General features: G+C 35.1%; 11 protein-coding genes. 1 reads left to right on the top strand and 10 read right to left on the bottom strand.

Going from position 1 to position 15,687, the window contains the following annotated elements; all coding sequences use genetic code 11:
* Positions 1-119: 119 nt before the first annotated feature.
* The 8 genes from ahcY to HGC4_RS16700 form a co-directional block, all read right to left on the bottom strand.
* Positions 120-1,538, bottom strand: a complete 1,419-nt coding sequence (ahcY, locus tag HGC4_RS16735) for an adenosylhomocysteinase (RefSeq protein WP_050711283.1) — start codon at positions 1,536-1,538, stop codon at positions 120-122.
* Between the two features lie 112 nt (positions 1,539-1,650).
* Positions 1,651-2,469, bottom strand: coding sequence for a DUF3108 domain-containing protein (locus HGC4_RS16730; RefSeq protein ID WP_050711282.1), 819 nt, complete (start codon positions 2,467-2,469; stop codon positions 1,651-1,653).
* Positions 2,470-2,497: 28 nt separating this feature from the next.
* On the bottom strand, positions 2,498-4,495 hold the full coding sequence (locus tag HGC4_RS16725) for an Ig-like domain-containing protein (RefSeq protein WP_050711281.1): 1,998 nt from the start codon (positions 4,493-4,495) through the stop codon (positions 2,498-2,500).
* A gap of 82 nt (positions 4,496-4,577) precedes the next feature.
* Positions 4,578-6,047, bottom strand: a complete 1,470-nt coding sequence (locus HGC4_RS16720) for an O-antigen translocase (protein ID WP_050711280.1) — start codon at positions 6,045-6,047, stop codon at positions 4,578-4,580.
* A gap of 54 nt (positions 6,048-6,101) precedes the next feature.
* Positions 6,102-6,875 (bottom strand): SDR family NAD(P)-dependent oxidoreductase, encoded by a 774-nt coding sequence (locus HGC4_RS16715; RefSeq protein WP_050711279.1) that lies wholly within the window; start codon positions 6,873-6,875, stop codon positions 6,102-6,104.
* A gap of 59 nt (positions 6,876-6,934) precedes the next feature.
* Complete coding sequence (locus HGC4_RS16710) at positions 6,935-7,798, bottom strand: YitT family protein (RefSeq protein WP_050711278.1); 864 nt, start codon at positions 7,796-7,798, stop codon at positions 6,935-6,937.
* 11 nt (positions 7,799-7,809) lie between these two features.
* Entirely contained in the window at positions 7,810-10,611 is a 2,802-nt protein-coding gene (gene leuS / locus HGC4_RS16705) for a leucine--tRNA ligase (protein WP_050711277.1), read from the bottom strand.
* A gap of 181 nt (positions 10,612-10,792) precedes the next feature.
* Positions 10,793-11,257 (bottom strand): TspO/MBR family protein, encoded by a 465-nt coding sequence (locus HGC4_RS16700; RefSeq protein ID WP_050711276.1) that lies wholly within the window; start codon positions 11,255-11,257, stop codon positions 10,793-10,795.
* Between the two features lie 164 nt (positions 11,258-11,421).
* Between HGC4_RS16700 and HGC4_RS16695 the strand changes: the two genes are divergently transcribed.
* On the top strand, positions 11,422-12,321 hold the full coding sequence (locus HGC4_RS16695; protein ID WP_050711275.1) for a TIGR01777 family oxidoreductase: 900 nt from the start codon (positions 11,422-11,424) through the stop codon (positions 12,319-12,321).
* A 109-nt stretch (positions 12,322-12,430) separates the two neighbouring features.
* Here HGC4_RS16695 and HGC4_RS16690 read toward each other — a convergent pair whose 3' ends face one another.
* Positions 12,431-14,044 carry an ABC-F family ATP-binding cassette domain-containing protein gene (locus HGC4_RS16690; RefSeq protein WP_050711274.1) on the bottom strand — a complete coding sequence of 538 codons (1,614 nt, stop codon included), beginning with the start codon at positions 14,042-14,044 and terminating at the stop codon, positions 12,431-12,433.
* A 76-nt stretch (positions 14,045-14,120) separates the two neighbouring features.
* Positions 14,121-15,557 (bottom strand): PDZ domain-containing protein, encoded by a 1,437-nt coding sequence (locus HGC4_RS16685; protein WP_050711273.1) that lies wholly within the window; start codon positions 15,555-15,557, stop codon positions 14,121-14,123.
* Positions 15,558-15,687: the final 130 nt, after the last annotated feature.

Genomic DNA, 15,687 nt, shown 5'->3' with positions numbered 1-15,687 from the left:
ATAATTACAGATGAGAGATTTGTAACAAATATTACTTTCTAAAATAAAAGCAGCCGAATCTGCTCAGATTCGGCTGCTATATATAATTAGTTATAAAACTAATAAACAGTTCTACGATATTAATATCTATAATGGTCTGCCTTGAATGGACCATCTACGGGCACATCCAAATAAGCAGCTTGCTCTGGAGTAAGTTTGGTTAACCTAACACCAATTTGAGCTAAGTGTAAACGGGCAACCTCTTCGTCCAAATGCTTAGGCAAACGATATACACCTACTGCATAATCTTTTTGCCATAATTCTATTTGAGCCAATGTTTGATTTGTGAATGAATTACTCATCACAAACGATGGGTGACCTGTTGCACAACCTAAATTCACCAAACGACCTTCTGCTAATAAGAATATAGAGTTACCTGTTGGGAATGTATATTTATCTACCTGAGGTTTAATATTTGTATGTTTCACACCTGCAAAAGTAACCAGCTTATCTACTTGTATCTCATTGTCGAAGTGACCGATATTACAAACGATAGCCTGATCTTTCATCGCTTTCATGTGATCTATTGTAATAATATCTTTGTTACCCGTTGTAGTAACATAAATATTACCTTCTTTTACAGCCTCTTCCATAGTTGTCACTTCGAAACCTTCCATAGCAGCTTGTAGCGCACAGATAGGATCGATCTCAGTAACAATAACGCGAGCTCCGTATGAACGTAACGAATGAGCACAACCTTTACCAACATCACCATAACCAGCAACAACAGCAACTTTTCCCGCAATCATTACATCGGTAGCACGTTTGATACCATCAGCTAATGACTCACGACATCCATATAGATTATCAAATTTCGATTTTGTAACCGAGTCATTTACATTGATAGCAGGAATCAATAATTCACCACGCTCCATCATCTGATAAAGACGATGTACACCTGTAGTAGTTTCTTCTGAAACACCTTTCCAATCGGCTACCGTACGATGCCATCTTTGATTATCTTCTTTCAATATCTTGTTTAGAGTATCAAGAATAACTTGTTCTTCGTGATTAGCTCCTTTACGATCTATTGTTTTAGCATCATCCTCAGCTTTGAATCCCCAATGGATCAACAATGTAGCATCACCACCATCGTCAACAATCAAATTAGGACCTTTACCTCCAGGGAAGTTAAGAGCCTGCTCGGTACACCACCAGTATTCTTCTAATGTTTCGCCTTTCCAAGCAAATACAGGAACACCAGAAGCAGCTATTGCAGCAGCTGCATGATCTTGTGTAGAAAATATATTGCAACTACACCAGCGAACATCAGCTCCCAGTGTTGTCAATGTTTCTATCAAAACCGCCGTTTGGATAGTCATGTGAAGTGATCCCATAATGCGAGCACCTTTCAATGGCTTAGAATCTCCATATTTTTCACGAAGAGCCATTAGACCTGGCATCTCATGCTCACCTATCTCTATTTCTTTTCTACCAAAATCAGCTAGACTAATGTCTGCAACCAGATAAGGTAGATTGGGCAATAATTCTTTTGACATAAATTTTTATTGTTCTTATTATTAATGTATTCCGTACAAATATACGATTTTTTTTACGACTTTGTCTATTGAGGTATAAACTACTAAAGCTCTAAACGAGCATTAGCAAATCTTATTTTACAACATTCACTGCATGCTTAACTCCTTTATAGCTTTTCAAGACAGCTCGAGTAGAACCTACTTTAAGTTTAGTTTCTAATTTAACAGGCATACGATTATTATCATCTGTAATATATACTTTCATAGCCTCTTTTCCTCCATCAAAAGCATCATCGTGAATGTACAATGTCAATTTCAGGCAATTATATTTCTTATCGTCATTAGCTTTTACAGCTTCTTTTCCATTATAAACAATTCGCATACTAACTTTTGATTTCCCTGTAACAAAATTGACTTTTGTCTCTGTTCCGTTTTTCATCTGAGGATAATCAAGTGTACGAGCATAAAAAAGAACACTCATCAGATCATATGTACAACCCGAAAAGCTAAGAGTCTCGTCAAACTTAAAATCTCCATTCTTATGTCGTATTGCACGAATCTTCACGTTATTACCTCCTGGGTATGAGTATGTCAATCTTTCTTTAGTATAGTCTCCGCCTTCATGCGCATCCTTGAAATATGCCAATGGCAAGATTCCTTTTGTAGTATAGCAAGCCAAAGTATCACTTAATTCAAATACTTTTCGTGCAAACCCTTGCGATTCGGAAATCAGAGTCATTTTATAGGCATCCTTTCCCTCATATTTTACATTTTGAGTAGATAGTGTTGCGTATCCACCTTTAATTGTAGCCGCAAATTTTATATAAAGGTCATAACTTAATTGCTCGCCAGCATCAAAGTATTTATTATCAACACTACATTGCGACGACGCATTGGTTATCGTCAATAACGACATTACCAATAAAATTGTTAGTTTATTTAATAACTTCATTGTCTGTTGTAAATTTCTGTTTTTATTTTCAATACGATGAATTATAATTATTCCCAGTATTTCGGTTCTGGTTTTGATTCATCCCATTTGCGTTATTTCTATTCCTATTTTGTTCTGATTCTTTCTTTGCGTTTTGAGCATCTCTTCGCTCCATTGCTTTTTTACGTTTCTCGTCATCCTTCGGTTTATTCTTCGTAATATCCAATGGTTTTTGCTTATCCAATGGAGCCCAAAGAACATCCCAATATTCTTTTATCTCCCAGAACGGTTTAAGGTCAAGAGCCTTTGAATAATAATATACCATTTCGGGCTGTCTCATTTCCGAGTACTCTCCTGTATCCCATTTTCCGTTTCCATTATTATCCACTATAACTCGTGCATAATATATTCCCGGATTAATAAATTCGAAAGACGCAACCCCATCTTTAACGGTTGCTTGATACATTGCTTTATCAGACTTATCTAACAATTCAACAAAAGCAGGTATACTATCCGGTAAGTTCGACATATAAAATATGAACGACCCATATTCATCCAACTTTTTAATTTTAAAGAGAGTTTCCAATTTATCATTCCACAAACCGTTGTAACTATGCACAGCTCCAGAGTCTACAGCAAATCGGTATTCTTCTCCAAATTTCCACTTATGTTGTAGTTGATATTTTCGAGGGTTAAGACTGTCTTGCGTAAGAATATAATCTACATCAGAATACATAGAATCAACTTTCTGCCCTAAATGAATTTTACCTTTCTCGAAGTCCTTTACGGGAAGATCAAATTCAATATCAATATTTCTATAAACATCAAACGTTTGGGCAATATTAGTATTGAGAGCTAAGAATGTTATCTCTGGCTCTTTATCTTTGCCTTTCTTTTTATCATCTTTAGGCTCAGCCTTTTTCTTAGTCCTATTGATAAATTTCAGAGTATCCGTTACAGGTTGTAATAAATTCAACGAATCGGTCTTACTATAAGACACTCGCAAATTTATAGTGTCCATATTGGCAATAGCCTTTTCCGTTATCCAGAATTTCAGGGTATCATTACCAGCTGTCCGTTCAAGCACCGACCATTCTGATATACTATATGGAATATCCAAAGGCTCTATTTTAGGCATAACTGTAGGTGCACCAAAGTAAATAGAGATTATATCATCAGTCAAACGTTCATGCTTTTGTAAATATTGTCGTTTGAAATCAGAAGTAAAAGATCTCAGTACCATATTATCGGGCAAGAACTTCGTATAGTTTACAGTACGGACAGTATCAATAGTCAAATCTTTATTAAAGATAGTATCCTCGCGAACAGCTCCTTCTACAGTAGGTACAATAATCGTTTCTAAGAAAGCAATTGCTTCAGCAGGATTGTCATATTTATAGTCTCTGTTTACATCATCTAAAGCATACAGTTTATATTCTCCCGGAGCTATACCTTTTATTGTAAATCGACCCAACTCATTGGTTCTTGAAATTCTCTTAAATGGCAGTTTTGTAAATGATGTATCAGATAAATTAGAATGTATGCCAACATACATACCCGATACAGGTTCAAGATTATGCGCAGCCAGCACTTTACCCGAAATAGACAAAGTATCTACAACCTCTCCCGTAGAAAAAGACAATGCAAAATTTTCTAATGCATTCTTCTCATTATTATCTACAATGGCATCCGTAAAGTCTATCGTATAAGTTGTATTAGCTAATAGCGTATCTTTTAGCTCAACTATTACTCTATTATTTTGGGCACGAATTATCGGAAAATTCCTCTGAGGAGGTGTCACAATAACCTTCTCCATAGGCTTTTCTATCTGAACAAGCTCGTCAAATATAATTTGCACTTTGCCATTTTTAACGAATGTTTGATTCGGAGTGGGTGTTGATGATACAACCTGAGGAGGATCAAAATCATAATCTCCACCAGATGGAGATCCAATACTGGCACAAGAAATGACTATTATACCTGATACGACTAATAGTAAATTACGGATCACGTCTTTTTTTACACTCGTGATTGAATGTTTAAGCATATTTAGTTTATCTATTTTAGACAAAAATACAACGTTTTGAGTTATGACTAATTAGAACTATTGTAAAATATTTATTATCATCTTACTTCTTAAACAAATCGAACATAGATTTGAGGGGAAAGACCTTATTCAATTTATAGAATGATAAAGACAATGATACCACTAAAACAGGTATTCCTGCAATAATAGCATAATTTGAGGCATATTTAACAATGCAAAAAGCTAATAAAACTAGAATAAAACTAATAAAACCTATCACAAGATTTTCTTTAGTCCACTCAAACCGACTCAACTTGCGACTTAACACGAAAACCAAAGGTAAATATATAGAATAAGCAATGAGATATGCTATACCAACCGAATCGAAATCATAAAACGGAAATAAACAATACATACTTCCAATATAAAGAATGAGGAACAATGTTTCCGAAAAGAAATAGATTAGCCCTTTACCTTTTGCTAAAAGAATAAAACCTAAAGGCCACGATAAAACCTTAAAGAAAGTTCCTAGGATCTGCCAATTCAGAATAGATGCAGCTCCATCAAACTCCGAAGAGTAAAGTAAGGACAAAGCTATTTTCGAAAACAGCAATAAAGAAACTATCATGGGGACAGCCACAATTAAAACGATATATGTCTGCTCATTTATCAATTGTTTTGTTTTAGCATTATCTGTAACAACAGCACACAAACGAGGATAGAAATCTGAGCCCATTGATTTCAAAATTAGCATCAAATAAACATTGGTTATAGTCCATGCAGCCTGAAACAATCCGACAGATTCTAATCCCGCATTTTTAGAAAGAAAGGCTCTCACTAGAAAAAAGCTGAAAGTAGTCAAAATTGAAGCTAAGACGATAAATATACCTACTCGAAAGACAGAAGCTCCTCTATTCTTTAATTCCTCAAACGATACAGACACAGATTCTACGTCAATTTTTCTTCGATAAAAATAGGCACTTAAAAACATGGCAATACTTACCATAATAAAGACTGGAACTATGGCATCTAAACGATAGAAGTAATAGAGTGGCACCGAAAAAATTAAACCTAGAGCATTCCAAATAATGGCAGATTTCACCATATATGATATTCGCCTAAGTCCTTGCAGAACGACCGCTTGTCCAGCAGCTAAAATCATAAAAAACATAGCAACAGAAAGCAATGCAAATTGATATGCATGAGAAGCATCTTCAAAAACCCATAAACTAATGGGATAGCAAAACAGGAGACAAATAGCAGCACCTAATATTGCAAATATTAATGCCCACCGATCTATTATTGATACAATATGATTTAATCGGTTTTTATCTTCTTCAGGGATAGCAGCTATTTCCCTCACACCTGTAGTTTCGATCCCTAAGCTAGACACAGATTTAATCATATCCAATGTCGACTGATATATACTAATCAAGCCAACACCAGCAACACCCAGTAAAATTGCTAAAATCTTATTACGGATAATACCAATAATAATAGTCATAACCTGAGAGCCACCAAAGATGCTTGTCGATTTTAGAATCTGTGTATATGATTTATTGCCTTTAGCCAAATCGTTTATTGCTAATAAGTTTATGATGAACAGACTGCAAATTTAGTCAATATATCACAAGTGTAGATTTTTATCTACTTTTCTTTTCTCTGAGAGTGAGTATAAGGAAAATATAAAAGGGAAGTTTTGTCCAATGATTTTAAATATTCGAAACAGAAAAGAGGGATAGACTTGCTTTTTATCCTTCTCTATTCCTCTTATAATTGCTTTAGCAACAGTATCGGAAGATTGTGAAAGAAAGGGAATAGGAGGCTGTTTTTCATTTGCCGCTTTTTCAAAAAAAGAAGTTCGAGTAGCAACCGGATACACCGCCATAATATGTAATTTAGGACTTGACTCGTACCTATAGGCTTCTATAAACTGATGTAGAGCAGCTTTTGTAGAACAATACAATGAATAATAAGGTAAGGAGACTTGTGCTACACCAGAAATTGTAGAAACAAAGCAAGTTGATTTATTGACATCTTGCTTTGCCAACTTTTGCAAAGAGTAAATTGGAGAAAAAGTATTTAATGCAAAGATATTCTCAATATGCTTCCAATCGGGATTAGATAATTTTTCTAAATACGCATATCCTGCATTCGCTATAAAAATATCAATATCACCAAAAAGAGACTGTGTATATTCAAACAAACAATCTACACCTGATTCATTACTCAAATCTGCAGAAAAAGGAAAAACTACTCCATCTACAGATGGAATAGTTTCAATATGTCGCGCTACTGCTACAATTCGTACACTTCTATAGCCAAGTAATAGTTTTAATATAGCCAAACCAATTCCTGACGAGGCACCTGTAAGAACTATGTTTTTATTATTGATATCCATTAATCATTCCATAAAACTGTATAATAATATTTACCTCGTTTTACTTTAAATTTGGAATATTATCTGATTTTATCGAAACCTTCACCATATACCCCCCGTACTGTACTTTGTGAAATAAAGGCTTTCTCGTCAATACTTCTTATAAGTCGAAACATCTCGATAGATTCAGTTCGCTTTGCAAGTACTAATATTATTTTAGTCGATTTCTTTGTATACCAACCCATTCCATCAAGTAAGGTACAACCTCTGTGTAATTCTTTATTTATAGCATCAGCTATTATATCATATTTATCTGAGATTATGAGATATTGAACCGATTGCCTAGAACCATTGATAATCATATCCATAGCATAAGTCATAACACCTAATACAATTAATCCAGCTACTATTTTTTGATAATCATGAAAAACGAAATAGGAAGATGATATAATTACAAAATCACAGAAGAGAACACCTCTTCCAAAAGTGATATTTTTATATTTACCAATAATAGCTATAATAGTATCTGTTCCTCCTGTACTCCCGTTTACACTAAGCACAAGTCCAACACCAACACCACAAATTATACCACCTATCAAACCGGATAAGAGAGGCTCATTTTCAATAATGGCCTCTGTTATTATCTTCTCGGAAAGAGTAATAAGAGCTGTCAGCATCAATACTCCGTAAATCGTTTTTATCATAAATTTAAAGCCTAAGACTTTTAAGGCAATGACAAAAAGGACACAGTTTATTGCAAGATAAGTATATTGAAATGGAATAGCCGTAGCGTACTCTACAACCAGACCAACCCCAGTAGATCCACCAGTTACAATGCCTTGAGGTTTAATAAAACCAACCAGACCAATAGCATACAAAGCTAATCCTAATGTAATATTGAGATAATCTTTCCAATAAAATTCTTTAAGATACTTCTTAGGCATATGCTTAATTATTACAGAACTATGTTTACAATTTTCTTCGGGACAATAATTACTTTTTTAGGAGTTTTACCTTCCATCCACTTTACAGAACTGGCATGTGCTAGTACTGTTTTTTCGATTTCCTCATTTGTTGTCTCAGCAGCAAATTCTATTGTAAAACGTGCCTTACCATTGAAGGAAATAGTATAGTTAATTACACTTTCAACTAAATACTCTTCATTATATTGAGGCCATACAGCATCACACACAGTAGCCGTATTACCTAATGCATGCCACAGCTCTTCTGCAATATGAGGAGCAAAAGGAGCTAAAAGAATAACTAATTCATTTAATATAGCTTTCTTATTACACTTAAGTGATGTAAGCTCGTTTACACAAATCATAGAAGCAGATACTGATGTATTGAATGAAAAATTCTCAATATCAAAAGATATTTTCTTTATCAGCTTATGCAAAGCTTTTAATTCATCTTTAGTGGGAGCTTCATCCACAACAACAAACTCTTCTCCTTTATAGAATAAAGACCAAAGTTTGCGTAAAAATCGATGCACACCATCAATACCATTTGTATCCCATGGCTTAGACAATTCTAATGGCCCTAAAAACATTTCATATAGACGAAGTGTATCTGCACCATATTTCTCTACAATATCATCTGGATTTACAACATTATGCAATGATTTGGACATTTTTTCAACTCCATATCCACAAATGTATTTTCCATCTTCCAATATAAATTCAGCTTCGGCATAATCTGGACGCCAAATTTTAAATTTTTCGACATCTAAAATATCATTATCTACAATATTTACGTCAACATGAATAGAAGTTGTTTCGTATTGATCTTTCAAATTCAAAGACACAAATTTATTAGTACCGTTTACACGATACACAAAACTGCTTCGCCCTTGAATCATTCCCTGGTTAATCAGCTTCTTGAATGGCTCATCTTCACACGATATATTAATATCATATAGAAACTTATTCCAAAAACGACTATAAATCAAGTGACCAGTAGCATGTTCAGTCCCCCCAATATACAAATCAACACTTCTCCAATACTCATTAGATTCTTTAGAAACCAGAGCCTTATCGTTATGAGGATCCATATATCTTAAATAATATGCTGAAGACCCTGCAAATCCAGGCATAGTATTCAATTCCAATTGGAATATAGTTGTATTATTTATCTCTGTAACAGATACTACTTTTTCATTTACTGTGTCCCAAGCCCAATTCGTAGCACGTCCTAATGGAGGCTCACCAGTTTCTGTAGGTAAAAATTTATCTACTTCGGGCAACTCTAGAGGTAATTTATCAAGAGGTAACATATAAGGAAAACCATCCTTGTAATACACAGGAAAAGGCTCTCCCCAATAACGTTGACGTGAAAATATTGCATCACGCAAACGATAATTAGTTTTGACACGACCTAAGTTTTTCTCTTTGATATACTCTTTTGCTTTCTCAATAGCTTCTTTAACTGTCAATCCGTTTAAGAAGTCAGAATTAACAACAATACCCTCTTTGGCATCATAGCTTTCTTCCGATATATCACATCCCTCTACAAGTGGAATAATAGGCAAATTGAAATGTCTAGCAAAAGCATAATCACGACTATCATGTGCAGGTACAGCCATAATAGCACCTGTACCATATCCCGCAAGTACATAATCAGAAATCCAAATAGGAATTTCTTTACCATTCATCGGGTTGATTGCATATGATCCTGTAAAGACACCTGATATTTTTTTATCCGCCAAACGTTCTCTTTCAGTACGTTTTTTGGTCGCTGCTAAATAAGCATCAACTTCTGCTTTTTGCTCTTCACTTGTTAATCGAGAAACATAATCACTTTCGGGAGCTAATACCATAAAAGTCACACCAAAAACAGTATCGGCACGAGTGGTAAATATTTCAAGCAAAAGATCTGAGTCTTTTACATTGAATTTCATTTCAGCCCCCTCCGATCTTCCAATCCAATTTTTCTGAGTTTCTTTGATTGAGTCAGTCCAATCTATTTTTTCAAGCCCATCCAACAAACGTTGTGCATAAGCTGAAACACGCAAGCACCATTGGCGCATTTTACGTTGTTCAACAGGATAGCCTCCACGTTCCGACAAACCGTTAATCACCTCATCATTAGCAAGTACTGTTCCTAAAGCAGGGCACCAGTTAACCATCGTTTCACCTAAATAAGCAATACGATAGTTCAATAAGATTTCTTGTTGCTCTTTTTCAGATTTTGCTTTCCATTCTTCAGCAGAGAAAGATAATTCTTCACTGCACGCAACATTCAAGGCTTCTGCTCCTTGCGATTCAAAAACCTGAATTAATTCTTCAATAGGACGAGCCTGTTGCTCATCATTACAGAAATAAGAATTGAACATTTGGATAAATGCCCACTGAGTCCATTTATAATATTCGGGCTCACAAGTACGTATTTCGCGACTCCAATCAAAAGAGAAGCCTATCTTATCCAATTGTTCTTTATATCTGTTGATATTTTGATTGGTTGTTATTACCGGATGTTGCCCTGTTTGTATAGCGTATTGCTCTGCGGGTAATCCGTAAGCATCATATCCCATAGGATGCAAAACATTAAAGCCTTGGAGACGTTTGTGGCGAGCATATATATCGGAAGCAATATAACCTAGAGGATGCCCCACGTGCAGACCTGCTCCCGATGGATAGGGAAACATATCGAGGACATAGTATTTAGGCTTATTGGTTTCTTCACTCACTTTGTAGGTTTCATTTTTAACCCAAAAGTCTTGCCAACGTTTTTCTATTTCTTTGAAATTATACTCCATAGCTTAAAATCCATTTTTAATGCCACAAAGGTAGTTATTTCTGTTAACAAAAGCACATTAACCAATAACTCTTGTATGCATAAAACCATATTTTATTCAGAAAAAAATCTACGCAAACTAGCTCTATTCACCCTACAACAAATAAGACTCGTTTGCCTACCAATAAAAAAGCACTCAAATATCAGTTATATAGCAGAATATAAAAGTTTAGATAGGAGGCAAAACTCACCCATAATACATAAGGAACAAACAAAAGAGTACTTAACCGTCGAATAGGATATACACTAAGAGCATAGTAGATAATAACAATCTCGAGTAAAACAATATTAACTAATCCAGCAATGGGACTTTGCAAATAAAAGAATGAAATACTCCATGTAAAGTTTAAGAATAATTGAAGAAGAAATATCTTTACGAAATATTTCTTCTTGCGACTATTCGAATTCATAATCAGCCCTATAGATATCCCCATCAGCACATACAAAATACTCCACGCTACAGGAAATACAACATTAGGAGGAGTTAAATCTGGTTTATTTAAATAAGGATACCAATTACTAATAGCCTCTGCTTGAAAACAGCTTCCGATGAACCCAACAAAGAAACAAATGAGAATTGGAATAAGAATCTGTAGTTTTTTCTTCATATCAAACACTAATATCAAATATTGTTATGTTTTTACAACCGCACATTTTAGATTGGAAACCATCGTTAGTTGAATACCCTAAATAATAAAAAGTCTGCGATTTTATTCTGTCTCTTGTAGAACATAAAACCCTACATAAGTGTTCGTTTTATAAAGAATTAGTTATGAATATATTTATCACAGGAGGAACTGGCCTAATAGGAAGCAAACTCATCGCTGATCTTTTACAAGAAGGTCATACAGTTACCGCTTTGAGCCGAGATATAAAAAAAGCAGAAGCTATATTAGGCAGTCGTATAAAATATTACGACTCGCTTGAAAAACTCACTTCATTGGATGGATATGATGCCGTAATAAATTTGGCTGGAGAACCAATTGCCACTAGACAATGGACAGCCATTCAAAAACAGCGTCTTTGCCAAAGCCGTTGGCAAATAACCAAAAAGCTATCTCAATTAATCAAAGCAGGAGAAAATCCTCCACAAATATTTATATCCGGATCAGCCATTGGTTATTATGGCAATAAAGAAGATATTATCATTACAGAAGATACAGAACCACACGAAGAATTCACAAACAAGCTTTGCAAGTCGTGGGAAGCTTTCGCTAGGGAGGCTAAAAGTGATAAAACCCGAGTATGTCTTTTACGAACAGGAATTGTACTATCAACAGAAGGAGGTATGTTAGCCAAGATATTACCAATCTTCAAACTTGGAGCAGGCAGTATACTTGGAAGCGGAAATCAATATATCTCGTGGGTACACATCAAAGACGTAGTCTCCATTATAAAATACATATTAGTAACACCCCAAATTGAAGGAGCTATAAACATGACTGCCCCTACACCTGTTACCAATAAAGAGTTTTCTAAAAGGTTAGCCGATACACTACATAGACCTTGCTTATTTAAAGTTCCGGCAGCAATTATATCTTTATTTATGGGAGAAGCATCAACCCTTCTTTTGGATGGGCAAAGAGCTATCCCCAAAAAACTAGAAGAAAACGAATATCAGTTTAAATTCAGAGACATCAACAGCACTCTTATAGATATACTTAAAGATTAACGAATGTTAAAGCCCCGAACAAATATTTATTCGGGGCTTTAACATTGGGCACAAACCTTTGTTTATATTGTACTTAAATGTTGTCAGACTATAAAAAAAGTCTAAAACCTTAATTATACATTTTCTCTCTCAAAGCTTTTATTTCAGGAGAAACAATATAATCATCATAATCCATACGCTTATCAATCGCTCCGCTAGGAGTAAGCTCTATGATACGATTACATACTGTTTGTATAAATTCGTGGTCATGAGAAGACATTAATACATTTCCTTTAAATTGCTTCAAGGTATTATTGAAAGCTTGAATAGACTCAAGATCTAGGTGATTTGTTGGAGAATCAAGCACAAGGCAGTTTGCGTTTTTCATCATCATACGAGCTATCATACAACGCATTTTCTCGCCTCCAGAAAGCACCTTTGCACTCTTCAAAACCTCTTCACCCGAGAATAACATTCGACCTAAGAATCCTTTCAGATATATCTCACTTGTGTCGTCCGAAAACTGACCTAACCAATCTACTAGATTCTGATCTATTTTGAAATATTCTGAGTTATCCAATGGAAGATATGCCTCCGTGATGGTTTGTCCCCATTCGAAAGTTCCTTGTGCGGGAGTATCATATCCATTTATAATTTCAAAAAAAGCAGTCATTGCTCTTGGGTCTTTCGACAAGAAAACAATATGATCACCTTTTTCAACATTAAAACTTATATTATCAAAAAGGTTTACACCTTCAATAGACTTACTAAGACCATTAACTTCCAAAATTTTATTTCCCGGTTCACGATCAGGAGCAAATATAATTCCCGGATATTTTCTCGATGATGGCTTAATTTCCTCAATATTAAGTTTCTCTATCATTTTCTTACGACTGGTAGTTTGTTTCGACTTAGCAACGTTAGCACTAAATCGACGAATAAACTCTTCCAACTCTTTTTTCTTCTCCTCAGCTTTCTTGTTTTGTTGAGCTTGCTGACGTGAAGCTAATTGGCTTGACTCGTACCAGAAACTATAGTTACCTGCATACATATTGATCTTACCAAAATCAATATCAACAGTATGTGTACAAACCGAATCTAAAAAGTGACGGTCGTGAGATACGACCAATACCGTATTTTCAAAATTAGCAAGATACTGCTCCAACCACATAACTGTCTCGATATCCAAGTCATTGGTAGGCTCATCCAGTAGTAGATTATCAGGATTTCCGAATAGAGCACGAGCAAGTAAGATTCTTACTTTTTGCTTTCCACTCATATCCCTCATCATTTGCTGATGAAATTCATCTTTGATACCCAAACCACTCAACAAACTGGCAACATCGTTTTCGGCATTCCATCCTTCGAGTTCAGCAAATCGCTCTTCCAACTCAGATGCTCTGATACCATCAGCATCCGTGAAATCTTCTTTTGCATACAATGCATCCTTTTCTTTCATTATCTCCGAAAGAATACTATGTCCTTGCAGCACTGTATCCATAACGGTTTGATCGTCGTAAGCAAAGTGATCCTGAGACAGAACCGACATACGCTCATTAGGAGCTAAAGAAAAAGACCCGTGAGTCGCATCCTTTTCTCCACTCAATATTTTCAAGAAAGTAGATTTACCTGCACCATTGGCTCCAATGATACCATAACAATTGCCCGGTGTAAACTTTAAGTTCACATCCTGAAACAAAACTCTCTTCCCAAACTGGATTCCTAAATTAGAAACTGTAATCATATTAAATTCAAAATGGTGAGCAGCAGATTAATGTTACTCACCAAGTTATATATTATTTTAATTTAACTTCGGGTACTTAAAGTGCCTTTATGACAACTGATCGTTGAACCTGAGGAGTTACTTTTACATACTTCTTTTGCCCCTGGCTCTTCACTTCAATATCTAGCGTTCTTGGAGGATTAGCTCCCGACACGTATTTATTGAAGGCGTAAAGATAGCTAAAACATGGCGTATATAAGCTTTCTTTCTTAAATAATTCTGCTACCTCTGCATATCTATTGACACTCCAATACATACAATCAGGGAAGCCATTAGCATCTATAAAGCGTGTTTTTGGATCTCTAAGAGGCATTGACTCTACAATAAAGCGTCTATATCCCTTTTCCAAATCACTACTAGAATAATTAAACTTAATTTTTCCGACTTTCATGATACGATCACCTGGACGAATTCCAGCTTGAGCAGCAGGCGAATTAGCATCCACATCTGTAATCATTGAGATATCTTTAGAATCAAAATTCAAACCGGTGTAATTAAATCCCTTTTTACTCACCACATATTTAGCTGTATTTTTAGCTGACGAGTATGGGTATTGCATCATCAATAAAGGCGCATGCATTCTGGCATACTCCTGAATATCATAATCCTCAGTAAGGAATTCTCTTGAACGACAATCCCAGATTTGAGTCATTTTTTCTTTATTGATATATTTTCTATCAAAGAAACGAACCCCTAACTCCAATATGTATTGTCCTTTAGCCTCAGCATTTGTATCATCAGCAGACAGAATAGGCAACTTCACCATTTCTTTGGTTTCAGTATCATATCTCCACGTATACAAACTTTTGCTCTTACTAGTTGCATTATACTTCAAATTAGGCTGATATGTATAATAAGTCTGAACAATAATATCAGGATCTTGAGAGCTTCTTACCAAACCTCTACTGATTAATGCTTGTTCTATCTGACTATTTATATAATAATCAACATCTGGCATCGAAGTATCCTCCTTAAGAAAATCAAAAGTATGATAGTCCGAAAAATCAACATTCGTATTTGGCTCTACTTTTAAGGGAAGAGAAAATGAACGCTCGTTTGTATCTTCAAAACTATAAAACGCATAAGCATCTGCTAAATGAAACTCACTAAGAGCATTTACACTTTTGCAATCGCGTTGTATTTCGTATTCCTTAAAATAAGTATCTACGTTTCTAATCGTTAATCTTATATCGGATGTGGTAGCATCAAACAACCATGAAGCTATAGTAGGATAGTTTCTCAAATAAGTGGCAGCACCATTTACTTCCATTATTACATCGCCTACCTGTACGCCTGCTTTAGATGCAGGAGAAAATGGCTCAACAGAAAGAACTACAGGCTCTCCATATCCCCAGCTTGCATTATTACTAATTTCGAAAGTGATCCCAAAGTCACACAATCTACCTTTCGACTGAGCATTCGCGCCCAAAATCACAGTAGAAATAAAAAATAAGATGAGACTAATTTTCTTCATTTATCGTTAAATTATATTCGTATAAACCTAATTAATTCTGACTAGTGTTAAAAGTAAGGGTGTCTAAATAATCTGCAAAGATAAGTTATTCATTCTATTAGTAAATACTAATCTTAATAATATTTATTTA

The sequence above is a fragment of the Dysgonomonas sp. HGC4 genome (assembly GCF_001261715.1).
Lineage (GTDB): Bacteria > Bacteroidota > Bacteroidia > Bacteroidales > Dysgonomonadaceae > Dysgonomonas_A.
Note: the sequence above shows the minus strand (reverse complement) of the source record. Positions and strands in the feature narration are given on the sequence as shown.

Coding starts and splice junctions, on each gene's coding strand:
- ahcY (WP_050711283.1), bottom strand. CDS start 1,538: ATGTCAAAAGAATTATTGCCCAATCTACCTTATCTGGTTGCAGACATT.
- HGC4_RS16730 (WP_050711282.1), bottom strand. CDS start 2,469: ATGAAGTTATTAAATAAACTAACAATTTTATTGGTAATGTCGTTATTG.
- HGC4_RS16725 (WP_050711281.1), bottom strand. CDS start 4,495: ATGCTTAAACATTCAATCACGAGTGTAAAAAAAGACGTGATCCGTAAT.
- HGC4_RS16715 (WP_050711279.1), bottom strand. CDS start 6,875: ATGGATATCAATAATAAAAACATAGTTCTTACAGGTGCCTCGTCAGGA.
- HGC4_RS16710 (WP_050711278.1), bottom strand. CDS start 7,798: ATGCCTAAGAAGTATCTTAAAGAATTTTATTGGAAAGATTATCTCAAT.
- leuS (WP_050711277.1), bottom strand. CDS start 10,611: ATGGAGTATAATTTCAAAGAAATAGAAAAACGTTGGCAAGACTTTTGG.
- HGC4_RS16700 (WP_050711276.1), bottom strand. CDS start 11,257: ATGAAGAAAAAACTACAGATTCTTATTCCAATTCTCATTTGTTTCTTT.
- HGC4_RS16695 (WP_050711275.1), top strand. CDS start 11,422: ATGAATATATTTATCACAGGAGGAACTGGCCTAATAGGAAGCAAACTC.
- HGC4_RS16690 (WP_050711274.1), bottom strand. CDS start 14,044: ATGATTACAGTTTCTAATTTAGGAATCCAGTTTGGGAAGAGAGTTTTG.
- HGC4_RS16685 (WP_050711273.1), bottom strand. CDS start 15,557: ATGAAGAAAATTAGTCTCATCTTATTTTTTATTTCTACTGTGATTTTG.